Annotated in this window: 16 protein-coding genes; 8 read left to right on the top strand and 8 right to left on the bottom strand. The window is 67.7% G+C overall.

What is annotated here, in order from left to right; translation table 11 throughout:
* Positions 1-93: 93 nt before the first annotated feature.
* The 4 genes from fghA to N5C18_RS18095 all read right to left on the bottom strand — a co-directional run bounded on the left by fghA (position 94) and on the right by N5C18_RS18095 (position 3,395).
* Positions 94-924 (bottom strand): S-formylglutathione hydrolase, encoded by an 831-nt coding sequence (gene fghA / locus N5C18_RS18080; protein ID WP_279945311.1) that lies wholly within the window; start codon positions 922-924, stop codon positions 94-96.
* Between the two features lie 50 nt (positions 925-974).
* Positions 975-2,084, bottom strand: coding sequence for an S-(hydroxymethyl)glutathione dehydrogenase/class III alcohol dehydrogenase (locus N5C18_RS18085; protein WP_279945312.1), 1,110 nt, complete (start codon positions 2,082-2,084; stop codon positions 975-977).
* Between the two features lie 59 nt (positions 2,085-2,143).
* Positions 2,144-2,419 carry a formaldehyde-responsive transcriptional repressor FrmR gene (gene frmR / locus N5C18_RS18090; RefSeq protein ID WP_008266233.1) on the bottom strand — a complete coding sequence of 92 codons (276 nt, stop codon included), beginning with the start codon at positions 2,417-2,419 and terminating at the stop codon, positions 2,144-2,146.
* A 70-nt stretch (positions 2,420-2,489) separates the two neighbouring features.
* Positions 2,490-3,395 carry a LysR family transcriptional regulator gene (locus N5C18_RS18095; protein WP_053450772.1) on the bottom strand — a complete coding sequence of 302 codons (906 nt, stop codon included), beginning with the start codon at positions 3,393-3,395 and terminating at the stop codon, positions 2,490-2,492.
* 131 nt (positions 3,396-3,526) lie between these two features.
* Between N5C18_RS18095 and N5C18_RS18100 the strand changes: the two genes are divergently transcribed.
* Positions 3,527-4,630, top strand: coding sequence for an alkene reductase (locus N5C18_RS18100; protein ID WP_279945313.1), 1,104 nt, complete (start codon positions 3,527-3,529; stop codon positions 4,628-4,630).
* A gap of 59 nt (positions 4,631-4,689) precedes the next feature.
* The gene (locus N5C18_RS18105) at positions 4,690-5,106 is read left to right on the top strand and encodes a VOC family protein (protein WP_279945316.1); all 417 of its coding nucleotides are present in this window, start codon (positions 4,690-4,692) and stop codon (positions 5,104-5,106) included.
* 12 nt (positions 5,107-5,118) lie between these two features.
* Here the strand turns inward: N5C18_RS18105 and N5C18_RS18110 are convergent, their stop codons facing one another.
* On the bottom strand, positions 5,119-5,814 hold the full coding sequence (locus tag N5C18_RS18110; protein ID WP_164241442.1) for a hydrolase: 696 nt from the start codon (positions 5,812-5,814) through the stop codon (positions 5,119-5,121).
* A gap of 84 nt (positions 5,815-5,898) precedes the next feature.
* On the opposite strand from N5C18_RS18110, the gene N5C18_RS18115 reads away from it, so the two are divergent.
* On the top strand, positions 5,899-6,552 hold the full coding sequence (locus N5C18_RS18115; protein ID WP_279945318.1) for a TetR/AcrR family transcriptional regulator: 654 nt from the start codon (positions 5,899-5,901) through the stop codon (positions 6,550-6,552).
* A gap of 67 nt (positions 6,553-6,619) precedes the next feature.
* Here the strand turns inward: N5C18_RS18115 and N5C18_RS18120 are convergent, their stop codons facing one another.
* Positions 6,620-7,504, bottom strand: a complete 885-nt coding sequence (locus N5C18_RS18120; protein WP_164087585.1) for a LysR family transcriptional regulator — start codon at positions 7,502-7,504, stop codon at positions 6,620-6,622.
* Positions 7,505-7,611: 107 nt separating this feature from the next.
* On the opposite strand from N5C18_RS18120, the gene N5C18_RS18125 reads away from it, so the two are divergent.
* Positions 7,612-8,670, top strand: coding sequence for an NAD(P)-dependent alcohol dehydrogenase (locus tag N5C18_RS18125; RefSeq protein WP_006469517.1), 1,059 nt, complete (start codon positions 7,612-7,614; stop codon positions 8,668-8,670).
* 123 nt (positions 8,671-8,793) lie between these two features.
* Here N5C18_RS18125 and N5C18_RS18130 read toward each other — a convergent pair whose 3' ends face one another.
* The gene (locus N5C18_RS18130; protein WP_053450780.1) at positions 8,794-10,158 is read right to left on the bottom strand and encodes a glutamate--cysteine ligase; all 1,365 of its coding nucleotides are present in this window, start codon (positions 10,156-10,158) and stop codon (positions 8,794-8,796) included.
* A 152-nt stretch (positions 10,159-10,310) separates the two neighbouring features.
* Here N5C18_RS18130 and N5C18_RS18135 point away from each other — a divergent pair, with 152 nt between their 5' ends.
* The 3 genes from N5C18_RS18135 to N5C18_RS18145 all read left to right on the top strand — a co-directional run bounded on the left by N5C18_RS18135 (position 10,311) and on the right by N5C18_RS18145 (position 13,453).
* Positions 10,311-11,015, top strand: coding sequence for a VIT family protein (locus N5C18_RS18135; RefSeq protein ID WP_279945319.1), 705 nt, complete (start codon positions 10,311-10,313; stop codon positions 11,013-11,015).
* Positions 11,012-11,836 (top strand): helix-turn-helix transcriptional regulator, encoded by an 825-nt coding sequence (locus N5C18_RS18140; RefSeq protein WP_053509617.1) that lies wholly within the window; start codon positions 11,012-11,014, stop codon positions 11,834-11,836. Before N5C18_RS18135 ends, N5C18_RS18140 begins: the two co-directional genes overlap by 4 nt.
* A 645-nt stretch (positions 11,837-12,481) precedes the next feature.
* The gene (locus N5C18_RS18145) at positions 12,482-13,453 is read left to right on the top strand and encodes an MBL fold metallo-hydrolase (RefSeq protein ID WP_279945320.1); all 972 of its coding nucleotides are present in this window, start codon (positions 12,482-12,484) and stop codon (positions 13,451-13,453) included.
* A 100-nt stretch (positions 13,454-13,553) separates the two neighbouring features.
* Here N5C18_RS18145 and yihA read toward each other — a convergent pair whose 3' ends face one another.
* Entirely contained in the window at positions 13,554-14,156 is a 603-nt protein-coding gene (yihA, locus tag N5C18_RS18150; RefSeq protein WP_053450784.1) for a ribosome biogenesis GTP-binding protein YihA/YsxC, read from the bottom strand.
* A 156-nt stretch (positions 14,157-14,312) separates the two neighbouring features.
* Between yihA and N5C18_RS18155 the strand changes: the two genes are divergently transcribed.
* Complete coding sequence (locus tag N5C18_RS18155) at positions 14,313-15,113, top strand: c-type cytochrome (RefSeq protein WP_053511674.1); 801 nt, start codon at positions 14,313-14,315, stop codon at positions 15,111-15,113.
* Positions 15,114-15,142: the final 29 nt, after the last annotated feature.

The following is a 15,142-nucleotide window of genomic DNA, read 5'->3' on the forward strand; positions in this document are numbered from 1 at the left end:
CCAGCGCAGAAAAAAGGGGACGGAGGGGATTAAGTCGCTTTCAGCACAATGGCAAAAGCGACTTAATCCCCTCCGTCCCCTTTTCCGGGGGTGTCAGCCTTGGAGGGCGCGGGCGTGGTGTGCCACGTGCCCGCCGATGAAGCTGGCGATGAAGTAGTAGCTGTGGTCGTAGCCGGGCTGCAGGCGCAGGGTCAGCGGGTGGCCGGCCGCATCGCAGGCCTGCTGCAGGCGCTCGGGCTGCAGCTGGGTCTGCAGGAACTCGTCGGCCCCGCCCTGGTCGACCAGAAGGGGCAGGCGCTCACTGGCCGTCGCCACCAGCGCGCACGTATCCCACTGCGCCCAGTCGGCCGGGTTATCGCCCAGGTAGGCGTGGAACGCCTTCTGCCCCCACGGCACGTGGCTGGGCGCAACGATTGGCGAGAACGCCGACACGCTGCGGTAGCGCCCCGGATTACGCAGCGCGATCATCAGCGCACCGTGGCCGCCCATCGAATGGCCACTGATCGCCCGCGCGCCGGTCGCGGGGAAGTTCGCCTCGATCAGCGCCGGCAGTTCCTGGGCCACATAGTCGTGCATGCGGTAATGCTTCGCCCACGGTGCACGGGTGGCGTTGAGGTAGAACCCTGCCCCCTTGCCCAGGTCGTAGCCTTCGGCATCAGCCACGTCATCGCCACGCGGGCTGGTGTCGGGCGCAACGATGATCACGCCGTGCTCGGCCGCATAGCGCTGCGCGCCGGCCTTGGTGATGAAGTTCTGCTCGGTGCAGGTCAGCCCGCTCAACCAGTACAGCACTGGCAGCGCCTGCGTCTCCGCCTGTGGCGGCAGGTACACGGCGAACTGCATGTCGCAGCCCAGCGTGGTCGAATGATGACGGTAGACGTCCTGCCAGCCACCGAAGCAGGCGCGGTGTTCGATGCGTTCCATGGGTTCCTCCCGAGGGGTGGCAGGCCCTCAAGCCTGCCACCCGGCGCGGCTCAGTAGTGGACCACCGAACGGATCGACTTGCCTTCATGCATCAGGTCGAAGGCGTCGTTGATCTTGTCCAGGTCCATGGTGTGGGTGACGAACGGCGCCAGTTCGATATCGCCCTTCATCGCGTCCTCGACCATGCCGGGCAGCTGGCTGCGACCCTTCACGCCGCCGAAGGCGGTGCCCATCCACTTGCGGCCGGTCACCAGCTGGAACGGACGGGTGGAGATCTCCTGGCCCGAACCGGCCACGCCGATCACCACGCTCTGGCCCCAGCCACGGTGCGCGCATTCCAGCGCCGCGCGCATCACGTTGACGTTGCCGATGCATTCAAAGCTGTGGTCCACGCCCCAGGTGGTCATTTCAACGATGACCTGCTGGATGGGCTTGTCGTGGTCCTTCGGGTTGATGCAGTCGGTAGCGCCGAACTCGCGGGCCAGCTCGAACTTGGACGGATTGGTATCCACCGCGATGATGCGGCCGGCCTTGGCCTGGCGCGCACCCTGGATCACCGCCAGGCCGATGCCGCCGAGGCCGAACACCGCCACGCTGTCGCCTTCCTGCACCTTGGCGGTGTTGTGCACCGCGCCGATGCCGGTGGTGACGCCGCAGCCGAGCAGGCAGACGTGTTCCGGGTTCGCGTCCGGATTGATCTTCGCCAGCGACACTTCGGCCACTACGGTGTACTCGCTGAAGGTCGAGCAGCCCATGTAGTGGTACAGCGGCTCGCCGTTGTAGCTGAAGCGGCTGGTGCCGTCGGGCATCACGCCCTTGCCCTGGGTGGCGCGCACGGCCACGCACAGGTTGGTCTTGCCGCTCTTGCAGAACAGGCACTCGCCACACTCGGCGGTGTACAGCGGAATCACGTGGTCGCCCGGCTTGACGCTGGTCACGCCCTCGCCCACCTCCACCACGATGCCCGCGCCTTCATGGCCCAGCACCACCGGGAACAGGCCTTCCGGATCGTCGCCGGACAGGGTGAACGCATCGGTGTGGCACACACCGGTGTGGGTGATCTTCACCAGCACTTCGCCCTTCTTCGGCGGGGCGACGTCGATCTCGACGATCTGCAGCGGCTGGCCGGGACCAAAGGCGACGGCGGCACGGGACTTCATGGGTGGCTTCTCCAAAGACAGGCAGTAACAGGATGCGCGGCGCAACGTTGCGCCGTCGTTTACTTCAGGTACGAGCGGATCAACGCGCTCATGTCGCGCACGCGTTCGGCGCGTTGTTCATCGGAAGCCGCAGGCTGGCCGAACTCCTCGCGCAGATGCGCCTCCATCACCTCGGACATCAGGCCGTTGACCGCGCCCCGGATGGCGGCGATCTGCTGCAGCACCGGCGCGCAGTCGGCACCGGCTTCCAGCGCGCGATCGAGCGCATCGCACTGGCCGCGGATGCGGCGCACGCGGGCCAGCACCTTCTTTTTCTCTTCGGGGGAGTGCGGCATGGCGGGGCCTCCTCAGAACTATACTGGGGGATAGTATACACGCAGCCCCGGGCGGCTCAATCCCGCGCGCTCAATCGAACAACCCCTCGCCCGCCAGCCGCGTCAGTTCATCCACCACGTAGCGCACTTTCGGCCGCAGGTGACGGGTTGGCGGCCACAGCGCGTGGATGTCGATGTGGCGCTGCATGTGCGCGTCCAGCACCGATTGCAGCGCGCCGGATTGCAGGTGACGGCGTACCAGCGACGCCGGCATCTGGCAGATGCCCAGCCCGGCGATGGCGGCGTCGATCACCGCATCGCCGTCGTTGAGCTGGTAGGCCGCGTTGGGGATGAAGGTTCCTTCGGCATCATCACTGCCGATGCGCCACGCTACCGGCTGCCCGTGGCGGAAGCCAACGATGCTGCGGTGCTGTGCCAGTTCCTCCACACTGCCCGGCACGCCGTGCGCCTGCAGGTAGGCCGGCGCGGCGCAGGTGACCAGGCGCTGGCGGCCCAGCCGGCGCGCGACCAGGTGCTCGGCCTGGTGCAGGCCGCCGAAACGGATCAGCAGGTCGATGCCTTCCTCGACGGGATCGACGAAGTGATCGGTGAAGGTCATCGTCAGCTGCAGGTCCGGGTATTGCCGGCACAGGCGCAACAGCACCGGCAGCACCACCAGCCGCCCGAACGAGGACGGCATGTCGATGCGCAGCCGCCCGCTGGGCAGGCCGGCCGAGCCCAGGCAGGCCTCGGCGGCGGAAATCTCTTCCAGCGCGGCCGCACACGAAGCGTAATAGGCCTCGCCATCGGTGGTCAGCGCGATGCGCCGCGTGGTGCGATGGAACAGGCGCACGCCCAGCCGCGCTTCCAGCCGGGCGATGGCCTTGCCCACGGCCGAGCGCGAGATGCCCAGCGTATCGGCGGCCTCGGTGAAACTGCCCGAGCGGGCCGTGGTGACGAACGTGACCAGGCCATTCAAGGATTCCAGCGGCAGCATCTTCAATCCCTCATTAGGGACAAATAGTCCCGCACCAAGGGAAATCGAAGCGCTTTATGCGCCCGCATGTCAACTCCATCCTGTGTGCATGGCGCCGCTGGCGCCCCTCCCCCCGCACCGAGATAACCGAGATGACCGCCACCCTGTTCCACCCGTTCGACCTGGCCGGCACTGCCCTGCGCAACCGCATCGCGATGGCGCCGATGACCCGTGCCCGCAACCCCGGATCGGTCGCCAACGACCTCACCGCGCAGTACTACCGGCAGCGTGCCAGTGCCGGCCTGATCATCAGCGAAGGCACGCCGGTCTCGCCGCAGGGCCAGGGCTACATCGACGTGCCGGGCATCTGGTCGGCCGAACAGGTGGCGGGTTGGAAGCAGGTCACCCAGGCGGTGCATGCCGCGCAGGGCACGATCTTCGCCCAGCTCTGGCACGTGGGCCGCATGTCGCATGCCTCGCTGCAGCCCGGGGGTGGCCAGCCGGTCAGCGCCGGCACCCGCCCGGTCGCCAGCGCACCAAAGAACACCTCGTTCGTGTACCTGGACGACGGCAGCCGCGGCCACGCCGATCCCACTCCGGCACGTGCGCTGGATACGGCCGAGATTCCAGGCATCGTCGACGACTTCGTGCGCGGTGCCGACAACGCGATCGCCGCCGGCTTCGACGGCATCGAACTGCATGCCGCCAACGGCTACCTGTTCGAACAGTTCCTCAACCCGCTCATCAACCAGCGCGAGGACCGCTACGGCGGCTCGCTGCCGAACCGTGCGCGGTTGATCCTGGAGACGGTGGATGCGATGGCCGAACGCATCGGCGCGCACCGCATCGGCGTGCGGCTGGCCCCGAACAACCTCACCTTCGACATGCCGTTCTACCCCGACAACGAAGCCACCTATCTGTACCTGGCCGAGGAGCTGGGCAAGCGTGGGCTGGCCTACGTGCACCTCAACGACAATCTGCAACAGGGTGCATCGGTGCTGGGTGAGGCGTTCCTGCAGCAGTTCAAGCAGTCTTACGGCGGCACGCTGATCCTGGCTGGCGGCATGACCCGCGAGCGCGCCCTGCAGCTGGTCGAGGCCGGTACCATCGATCTGGCTGCGTTTGGCCAACCGTTCATCGCCAACCCGGATCTGGTCGAGCGCCTGCAGCACGACATCGCACTGGCCACTCCGGACCGCAGCAGCTACTACGGTGGCGGCGAAGCCGGCTATCTCGATTACCCGCGCGCGCAGTAGATCCACGCCATGCGTGGATGCGGGCGTACACTGCCTGCCCGCATCCACTGAGCCGGCTTATGGATACGCCCACCGCAGCGTTCATCGTCAATCTCGACGTCCCCGATCTGGCCGCGGCTGAAGCCTTCTACACCGAAGCCTTCGGCCTGCGCATCGCCCGCCGCCTCGGCCCGGGCGCCGTGGAACTGCTCGGCGGGCCGACCCCGCTGTACCTGCTGCACAACGAGGCAGGCAGCGCCGCCACCGAGGACGGCGACGTGCGCGACTACGAGCGCCATTGGACGCCGCTGCATCTGGACTGGGTGGTGGATGACATCGCGGCCGCGCTGGCGCGTGCGGTTGCTGCTGGAGCAACGCTGGAGCAGCCGGTGCGCGAGCGTCACTGGGGCCACATCGCGGTACTGGCCGATCCGTTCGGCCACGGCTTCTGCCTGATCCAGTTCAGTGGCGAAGGCTACGACGCGCTGCTCGAATGACCGGCGCGGTTTTCACCACGGCAACGGCACCGCCTCACCGTTGGCGCGCTCGCCGTAGTACAGCGACGGCAGCAGGCGCGAGAGGAAACTGAACTCCGTGTAGCAGTGCCTGAGCAGGCCCAGTCCGACCGCATCGCTGGCATCGCGCTGCGGTTCGGCGCTGTCCAGGCCCAGCACGAATCGGCTGCGCAGCACGCAGCCGAACGGCGTATCGCGCGCGACGTGCAACATCTGCCCATCGCAAGGGTCGCCATGCGCATCCAGGCGCACGTGATCGCCAAAACCGATGCGTGCGGCGATCACCGCCGACACATCACCCGCATCCTGCGCCGCCTGCAGGCGCTCGGGTGCAAGCAGCGTGCGCGGGTCATGAAACTTCAGCCGCGCTGCCACCGGCGGAATGTCGGCCAGCGATTCCACCGCATGGATGCTGGCACCATGGTAGCTGCGGCCGCGCTGCCAGGCTGCGTCCCAGCCGCGATGCTCGACGTGATCGAGCGGATGCCACCAGCGGATGTGCTGGGTGGTCTCGAAGAAGGTGAACCACCAGTCGAGCATGCGGCCCTTGCAGCCGTGCAGATCGGTACGAACGGCCACCCGCAGGGTGCCGTCTTCGCGGCGCTGGATGCCGGTCTCCAGACGCATCGGCGCCGGGTCGAGCAGATCGTGGTGGTCCAGCCAGGCGCGAGCGTTCACAGCGGTATCCATCGACGTTTCCTGTGGGTTGGAGATTCAACAATACGGAAACGATATGCGTTTCGCAATTAATCGGATGCGGTAAGATGGGGCGCAATGAACAGCACCACCCTGCCCGAGCCCACAACGCCGACCCGTCGCCGCGGTCGCCCCGCGCGACCGGAAGCCGAAGTCCGCCATGCGGTACTGCAGGCCACCCTGGAACTGCTGCTGGCACAGGGTTACGAAGCGACCACCATCGAAGCGGTGGCAGCGCATGCCGGGGTAGCGAAGAAGACCGTGTACCGCCATGCCAGCAACCGCGAGGAACTGGTGGGGTTGGCGGTGCGTGAGTGGACCGACGGCTTCGCGCCGCAGCTGCAGCGTGATGCCCGCAACGCCGACGAAGTGCTGCCGCTGCTGCACGCGATCCTGCAGGCGGTCTGCGCACAAGCGCTGTCGGCGCAGGCAGTGCAGGTGTTCCGCCTGCTCGCCACCGACTTCCCCGGCAAGGACGCGCTGCTGCAGGCCTATCTGCACAACGGCATCGAACGCGGCCGCGTGCTGCTGGCCGACTGGCTGGCGCGGCAGCAGCAGCGCGGGTTGCTGCGCGATGCAGACCACGCGTGCACGGCAAGGCTGATCCTGGCGATGGCCGTGGCCGAGCCACTGCGCGAGCGCGTGATCGGCGTGGTGGCCGAGGATGCGCCGGTGGACGTGCATCTACATGAGTGCGTGGCGTTGTTGGGGCCGGTGTTGCAGGTGCCGTAGCCTGGCGCCATCCAGGAATGCCCTGTCCCGGTGGGTGCCGACCGTTGGTCGGCACTCCTGCAGCGACTCACTCGCGCAGCATGTCCACGAACGCACGCAGCGCCGCCGGCATCTGCCGCTGCTTCGGGTAGTACAACGCGAAACCGGCGAACGGTTCGCTCCAGTCTTCCAGCACCGCCACCATCTGCCCCGAGTCGATGTATGGCCGCGCGGTGTCTTCCAGCACGTAAGCCAGGCCGATGCCATCAAGCACCGCGCCGACCACGGTGCCCTGCTCGCCCAGCGTCAGCCTTCCGGGCACGTCGATCTCCAACGCCTGCCCACCTCGCTCGAACTGCCACTTGTACAGATGCCCGCTGGCGAAGCGGAAGCGGATGCATTCGTGTGCAGCAAGATCGCGCGGATGCTGCGGGGCTGGACGTCGCCGCAGGTAGTCCGGCGCGCCGACGATCAGCCCGCGCAGCGGCGGCCCCATCGGCACTGCCACCATGTCCTCGGGGATGAACTCATGCAGGCGCACGCCGGCGTCGTAGCCTTCGGCAACGATATCGACCAGGCCATCGTTCTCGGTCAGCTCCACCCGCACGTCCGGATGCGCGTGCAGGAAGCGCGCAAGCCGCGGCCCCAGCTGGGTCGCCACCGCCGCGCGGGTGGCGTTGATGCGCAGCAGGCCGGCCGGGGCGGCGCGGAACTGGTTCATCTCTTCCAGCGCGTCATGCACCTGGCCCAGGGCCGGCTGTAGTCGCTCCAGCAGGCGTTGCCCGGCCTCGGTCAGGGCCACGCTGCGGGTGGTGCGATGGAACAGGCCCACCCCCAGCCGTTCCTCCAGCGCGCGGATCGCGTAGCTCACCGCCGAGGTCGAAAGCCCCAGCTCGGCGCCGGCACGGCGGAAGCTGCGGTGACGGGCGACCGCCGCGAACGCGGCAAGGTGGGATAGATTGTCAGTGGCCATGATTGTGCAGTTTCACTTGATGAATCATGCCGATATCCGGGCTTCTTGCCGCTGGGTACGGGGCGTATTGTAAAACGCCTTTCGACAAACCCTGCCAAGGATTCCCCATGTCCCTCGCCCGTGGTTACGCCGCCCATTCACATACCGACCCGCTGATTCCCTACGAATTCGAACGCCGCGCGGTCGGGCCGGACGATGTCCGTATCGAGATCCTCTACAGCGGCATCTGCCACTCCGACCTGCACCAGGCCCGCGACGACTGGGGTGGCTCGATCTACCCGATGGTGCCGGGCCACGAGATCATCGGCCGCGTGACCGAAGTCGGCAGCAACGTCACCCGTTTCAAGGTCGGCGACCACGCCGGCGTCGGCTGCATGGTCGACTCGTGCCGCCACTGCGACGCCTGCGAGCACGACCTGGAGCAGTACTGCGCCGAAGGCGCGACCTGGACCTACAACGGCCGCGAACGCCAGAGCGGTGCACCGACCTACGGCGGCTATTCCGACCACGTGGTGGTCGAGCAGCGCTTCGTGGTGAAGGTGTCCGACACCCTCGATCTGAAGGCCGCCGCGCCGCTGCTGTGTGCCGGCATCACCACCTGGTCGCCGCTGCGCCACTGGAAGGTCGGCCCGGGCCAGAAGGTCGGCGTGATCGGCCTCGGTGGCCTCGGCCACATGGGTGTGAAGTTTGCCAAGGCACTCGGCGCGCACGTGGTGATGATCACCACCACGCCGGAAAAGGGTGCCGACGCCAAGCGCCTGGGCGCCGACGAAGTGCTGGTCTCGCGCGACGCTGCACAGATGAAGGCACACGCCGGCAGCTTCGACTTCCTGCTCAACACCATCCCGGTCGGCCATGACACCAACCCGTACATGGGCCTGCTCAAGCGCGAGGCCACCATGTGCCTGGTCGGCGTGCTGACCGAGCTGGACCCGCCGCTGACCGGTGGCAGCGTGATCTTCGGCCGCAAGCACCTGACCGGCTCGGCGATCGGCGGCATGGCCGAAACCCAGGAAATGATGGACTTCTGTGCCGAGCACGGCATCGTCAGCGATGTCGAGATGATCGACATCAAGAACGTCAACGAGGCCTGGGAGCGCATGGCGAAGAACGATGTGCGCTATCGCTTCGTGATCGACATGGCGACGCTGCCGAACGCCGCCTGATCCAGGGCAGATGCAAGAATGAAAAACCCCGGCAATGCCGGGGTTCTTCGTTTGGGTAGTGCCGGCCGCTGGCCGGCAACCCCGTACATCTGCCGGCCAGCGGCCGGCACTACCGCGAGGCGATCAATAAGCGAATTCGCGGAAGACCGGATCGACGTCGCCGTGCCAGCGGCCATGGAACAGCGCCAGCTTGCGCTCGGCCGGGGTCAGCCCGGATTCAACGATTTCCTGCAGCACGTCCAGGAACTTGCTCTCGTCCTGGCCGTCGGCATTGCGAGCGCCGCGGCGCTTGAGTCCTTCCACCGAAATCTTCACCGCTTCGCGGGCCAGGTCACGCACGCTGCCAGCACGGAACGGCAGGTTCATCGCATGCTTCGGCACACCGTCGCGCAGCGCATGACGCTCGGCCAGGGTGAAGTCACGCACCAGGTCCCAGGCGGCATCCAGCGCGGTGTCGTCATACAGCAGGCCGACCCAGAACGCCGGCAGCGCACACAGGCGGCTCCACGGGCCACCATCGGCGCCGCGCATTTCCAGATACTTCTTCAGGCGCACTTCCGGGAACGCGGTGGTCATGTGGTCCGACCAGTCGCGCAGGGTCGGCAACGCGCCCGGCAATACCGGCAGCTTGCCCTGCATGAAGTCGCGGAAGCTCTGCCCGCTGGCGTCGTGGTAGATGCCATCGCGGTAGGAGAAATACATCGGCACGTCGAGCAGATAGTCGACATAGCGCTCGTAGCCGAAGCCGTCCTCGAACACGAAGTCGAGCATGCCGGTACGGTCGGCGTCGGTATCGGTCCAGATGTGCGAGCGGTAGCTCAGGTAGCCGTTCGGCTGGCCTTCGGTGAACGGCGAATCGGCGAACAGCGCGGTGGCGATCGGCTGCAGCGCCAACGACACGCGGAACTTCTTCACCATGTCCGCTTCGGTGGCGTAGTCCAGGTTCACCTGCACGGTGCAGGTGCGGGTCATCATGTCCAGGCCCAGCGAGCCGACCTTGGGCATGTACGAACGCATGATCTTGTAGCGGCCCTTCGGCATCCACGGCATTTCATCGCGCTTCCACTTCGGCTGGAAGCCCATGCCGAGGAAGCCCAGCTGCAGTTCGCCGGCCACCTGCGCCACTTCGTTCAGATGGGTGCCGGTTTCCACGCAGGTCTGGTGGATGGTCTCCAGCGCCGCACCGGACAGTTCCAGCTGGCCGGCCGGTTCCAGCGTCACCGAGGCACCATCGCGCAGCAGGGCAATGGTGTTGCCGTTTTCCTGCACCGGCTCCCAGCCGAAGCGGACCAGGCCGTTGAGCAGCGCTTCGATGCCGCGCTCGCCGTCGAAGGTCGGCGGGCGCAGGTCATCCAGGCGGAACCCGAACTTCTCGTGTTCGGTGCCGATGCGCCACTGCGTGCGGGGCTTCTCGCCGGAGGCGATCACCTCCACCAGCTGCGAGCGGTCGGTAATGGGTGTATCGGCGACGTGGCTGGGGCTCGACAAGGGGAAGGCTCGCTGGACTGTGGCGGGGGATGTGGGGCTGGAGGCCTTCCATCGCAAGGGCGCACTATAGCGTGGCACTCCGCCGCGTCATGCGACGGTGACGGGTTTCAGCATCCTACCGACGCCCTCTTGACCCTCGTACACTCACGGCCATGAGTCGCCATTCACGACACCCCGAACTGCACCGCTCCGAGCGTGTCGGCTGGCTGCGTGCCGCCGTGCTGGGGGCCAACGACGGCATCGTCTCGGTGGCCGGCCTGGTGGTCGGCGTGGCCGCCAGCGGCGCCCCGGCAAGTACGATCCTGGCCACCGGGGTCGCTGGCACTGTAGCCGGCGCAATGTCGATGGCCGCCGGCGAGTACGTCTCGGTGCAGACCCAGGCCGACACCGAAGAAGCCGACCTCGCCGCGGAAAAACGCGAACTGCACGAAGACCCACACAGTGAACTGGAAGAGCTGAGCGCAATCTACCGCCACCGCGGCCTGGACCCGGTGCTGGCGCGGCAGGTCGCCGAGCAGCTCACCGCCCACGACGCGCTGGGCGCCCACGCCCGCGACGAACTGGGCATTACCGACACCCTGCGTGCCCGCCCACTGCAGGCCGCGCTGGCCTCGGCCGGGGCGTTCACCTGCGGCGCCGCGCTGCCGGTGCTGACCGCCCTGCTCGCGCCGGTCGACAAGGTTGCGATGATCACCACCGCCAGCACCCTGCTCGGTCTGTGCCTGACCGGCGCGATGGCGGCGCAGGCCGGTGGTGCGCCGCCCGTGCGCGGCGCTGCCCGGGTGATGTTCTGGGGCGCGTTGGCGATGGCCGCCGCCGCCGCTGTCGGCCGCCTGCTGGGCACGCACGTGTCATGACCGCCATGCTACCCGCCGCCACCGCCCTGCTGGCCGAGATGACCGGCCTGGCCGGCTGCGAACGCGCCGAAGGCTATGCCTGCATCACCGCACGCCGCGAGCATGGCGCCAGTTCGGTGGAAATTCCGCAACCGCAGTTCGCGATCCTGCTGGAAGGCCGCAAGCAGGTGCGCACCGCACACCAGTCGCTGGAATTCTTCCCCGGCGACATCCTGCTGCTGACCCAGCGCTGCCGCATCGACGTGGTCAACAGCCCCGATCCGGACAGCGGACGCTACCTCAGTGCGATCGTGCCGCTGTGTGCCGAAGTGCTGGCGGCAGCGCGCACGCTGTGGAACGAGGAACTGCCCAGTGCGGGCCCGGCGATGGCGCGGTTGCCGTTGATCGAACATGGCGCCGTGCTGCGCCAGTGGCGGCAATCACTGCAGGATGGCCGTTACAGCGACGCACGCCTGGCCCTGGCCTCGCTGGTGCTGACCCTGTGCCGGCAGGGCCATGGCAACCTGCTGCTGCCGCAGGCACCGAGCCTGGGCGAACAGATCCGCGACCGCATTGCCGCCGAACCGGCACGCGACTGGCAATCACGGGATGTGGAAGAACAGTTCGCGCTGAGCGGCGCAACCCTGCGTCGCCGCCTTGCCGCCGAGCGCACCAGCCTGCGCCAGCTGCTGACGGAGGCGCGCCTGGCGCATGGCATGCAGCTGCTCTACACCACCGACCTGCCGCTGAAGACCGTCGCCGCACGCGCGGGTTACCGGTCTGCGGCCAGTTTCAGCAAGCGCTTCGCCGAACAGTACGGACTGGCTCCCACAGACATTTAGGGGGGGGCGGCAGGGCTGCGCCCTGCACCCGCCGAAGCGTTGAAGCAACAGCCGAAGCAACAGCAACAGCGTGCATTCCGTGGGATGGCGGGGCGGTGTGGGTGGTCAGGACACGCCGTAAACCCATCCATGGGGGCTCGATGGCGCCATCCATGGCGCCAACGGTCCTGCCCACCCACACCGCCCCGCCTCTGACAGATTCCGTGTGCTGTTGGTAGGTGTCGACCTTGGTCGACACATCTGTCAGATATCGATAATCAAATTTGGGTCAGATCTAACGTGTCGACCAAGGTCGACACCCACCAGAACGGAACGCCGTCCCGACAGCTCGCAGAAAACTGTCGAAGGCGGGATGGGTCCGGTTGCGGGGGCGTGAGCGCCATGGATGGCGCGACCGAGCCTACATGGACGTATTTACGGCGTCCCCCGCAACCGGACCCATCCCGCCATCCCACGGATAGCCCGCTGTTGCTGTTGCTTCGGCTGTTGCTGTTGCTGTTGCTGTTGCCTGCAGCAGGTGCAGGGCGCAGCCCTGCAGACACCCCCTTCCCTGAGCATTCCGCGCACTGCTTTGAGCGCCGCGCACACGCTGGCCACGGCACGCTGTCCGGCAACGGAACCGCCCGTCAACCACCGAGAACCGCCATGACCCTGCATCACCTGCCCCTGCGCAGCGCCCTGCTGCTGGCCCTGTCCGCCCTGCCGCTGGCGGCGCTGGCCGAAGCCAGCTCGCCCGCTCCCACCCGGCAGGTGCCCGGCGTCTACCATCAGCGCGTCGGTGCGCTGCAGGTTACCGCCCTGTTCGATGGCGTGGTCGCACTCGGCCGGCAGGAAGTGGTGGACGTGCCGCCAACGCTGGTCAGCCGCCTGCTTGAAGGGCGCTACGTGCCGGAAGACACGAAAGGGCTGCAGACCGCGATCAACGCCTTCCTGGTGCGCCAGGGCAACCACCTGACCCTGGTCGACACCGGCACCGCGAAGTGCTTCGGCCCCGGCCTGGGCCAGGTGCTGGGCAACCTGCGCGCCTCCGGCGTGGACCCGGCCGAGGTGGACGAGGTGCTGCTGACCCATGCCCATCCGGACCACCTGTGCGGCGTACTCGACGCGCAGGGCAAGCCGGCCTATCCGAATGCCACCGTGTGGCTGTCCAGGGCCGATGCCGATTACTGGCTCAATCCGGCCAGCGAGGCCACTGCGCCGAAGGGCGTGCGCTTCGCCTTCCCGCTGGCGCGCACCGCGGTAGCGCCGTACCAGGCCAGCGGCCACCTGCGCACCTTCAGCCCCGGCGATGCCCTGCCCGGTGGCGCGGTGGCGATGGATACCCACGGCCACACGCCGGGCCACGTCTCCTACCGGTTCGACAGCCAGGGCCAGTCACTGCTGGTGTGGGGCGATGTGCTGCACTTCCACGCCGTGCAGTTCGCGCACCCGGAGGCCGCGTTCGAGGCCGATTCGGACCGCAAGGCGGCCACGGCCAGCCGTCGCGGCCTGCTGCTGCAGGCCACCGCCAACGGTTGGTGGGTGGCCGGTGCGCACCTGCCGTTCCCGGGCCTGGGCCATGTGCGCAGCGAAGGCCAAGCCTATGCGTGGGTGCCGGCGGAGTATTCGCCGTTGTGAGGGTGTGCCACAGGACAGGGCGATGTTGCCGGCCAGCGGCCGGCACTACCAGGAAACAGGTCGGTAGCGCCCGGCTGCCAGCCGGGCGACGGGGTCTCGCTTATTCCAGCCCCAGCCAGCCGCCGATCACGGCGCGGGCCTCGTCCACGCCGGTACGGTCCTCGCCGGAGAACACCTGCACGCTGACGCTGTCGCCGTAGGCCGAGTGCAGCTCCTTGCGCACCTTCTGCAGGGTCTGCATCTGCTGGCTGCGGCTGAGCTTGTCGGCCTTGGTCAACAGTGCGTGCGCCGGCATGCCGCGCTGCACCGCGTAGGACAGCATCTGCCGGTCGTAATCCTTCAGCGGGTGGCGGATGTCCATCACCACCACCAGGCCCTTCAGGGCTTCGCGGGTGCGGAAGTACCGGTCGATGAAGGCCTGCCAGTGCGCCTGCAGGTCCAGCGGCACCTTGGCGTAGCCGTAACCGGGCAGGTCGACCAGGTGGGCGTCCGGGGTGATCTGGAAGAACACCAGCTGCTGGGTGCGGCCGGGGGTCTTGGACACGCGGGCCAGGGCGTTCTGGCGGGTCAGCGCGTTGAGGGCGCTGGACTTGCCGGCGTTGGAGCGTCCGGCGAAGGCCACTTCGGCGCCTTCATCGGGCGGCAGCTGCCGCACGTTGTGGGCCGAGAGGTGGTAACGGGCGCGTTCGATGAGCAATGACATGTGCCTAGGATCGCATGTTGCGGCGCCGCGCGCCCGTGCCGGCGGCCGTTGCGGGCATTTTGCTGCACTGCTGCGTTGACCGTGCGCGGAAACGCCGTTGATAATCCGGGCGATGCCGGCGGCCACCGCCCGGCCCGGTCCATACGGAGCTTTAGCATGCGCCACGCTCGCGTTCTTGCCGTATCCGCCCTTGCCACTGCCGTAGTCGTTGCCGCCGCTGCGTTCGCGCAGACCACGTTGACCCCGCTGCCCGACAACGGGCCGATCAACACCGCCTCGCTGGAGGTGGATTTCAGCAAGACCCACTGGGGCGATGCCAAGGCTGGCCAGGCCAAGGCCTCGGCCTGCGCGGCCTGCCACGGCGCCGACGGCAACGCCACGGTGGAGATGTACCCGTCCATCGCCGGCCAGAGCGAACGCTACGTGGCCCAGCAGATGGCCCTGATCGCCAACGGCCAGCGCAGTTCCGGCGCGGCGGTGGCGATGGTGCCGTTCGTGCAGAACCTCACCCCGCAGGACATGCGTGACATCGGCGCCTACTTCGCCACCCAGAAGGCCACGGCCGGCATCGCCGACGATACGGCGGTCACCGACGGCCCCTACAAGGGCATGAAGTTCTACGAGATCGGCCAGCAGCTGTACCGCGGTGGCGACGCCAAGCGCGGCCTGCCGGCCTGCATGGCCTGCCATGGCCCCAGCGGCGCCGGCAATCCGGGACCCGCCTATCCGCATCTCGGTGGCCAGCACGCCAGTTATGTCGCGCGCCGCCTGCAGGAGTACCAGGCCGGGCAGACCCATGAGACCGACAAGACCCATTTCCAGATCATGGCCACGGTCGCGCAGAAACTGAGCGAACAGGAGGTACAGGCGCTGTCGAGCTATCTGCAGGGCCTGCACAACAAGGCCGACGACCTGGCCGCTGCGGCCACGCCAACGCAACCGGCTGCCGCCCCCTGACCACCACTGGTCGGCCCGGGCCGCCACCG

The sequence above is a fragment of the Stenotrophomonas sp. GD03930 genome (genome assembly GCF_029839665.1).
Taxonomy (GTDB): domain Bacteria; phylum Pseudomonadota; class Gammaproteobacteria; order Xanthomonadales; family Xanthomonadaceae; genus Stenotrophomonas; species Stenotrophomonas forensis.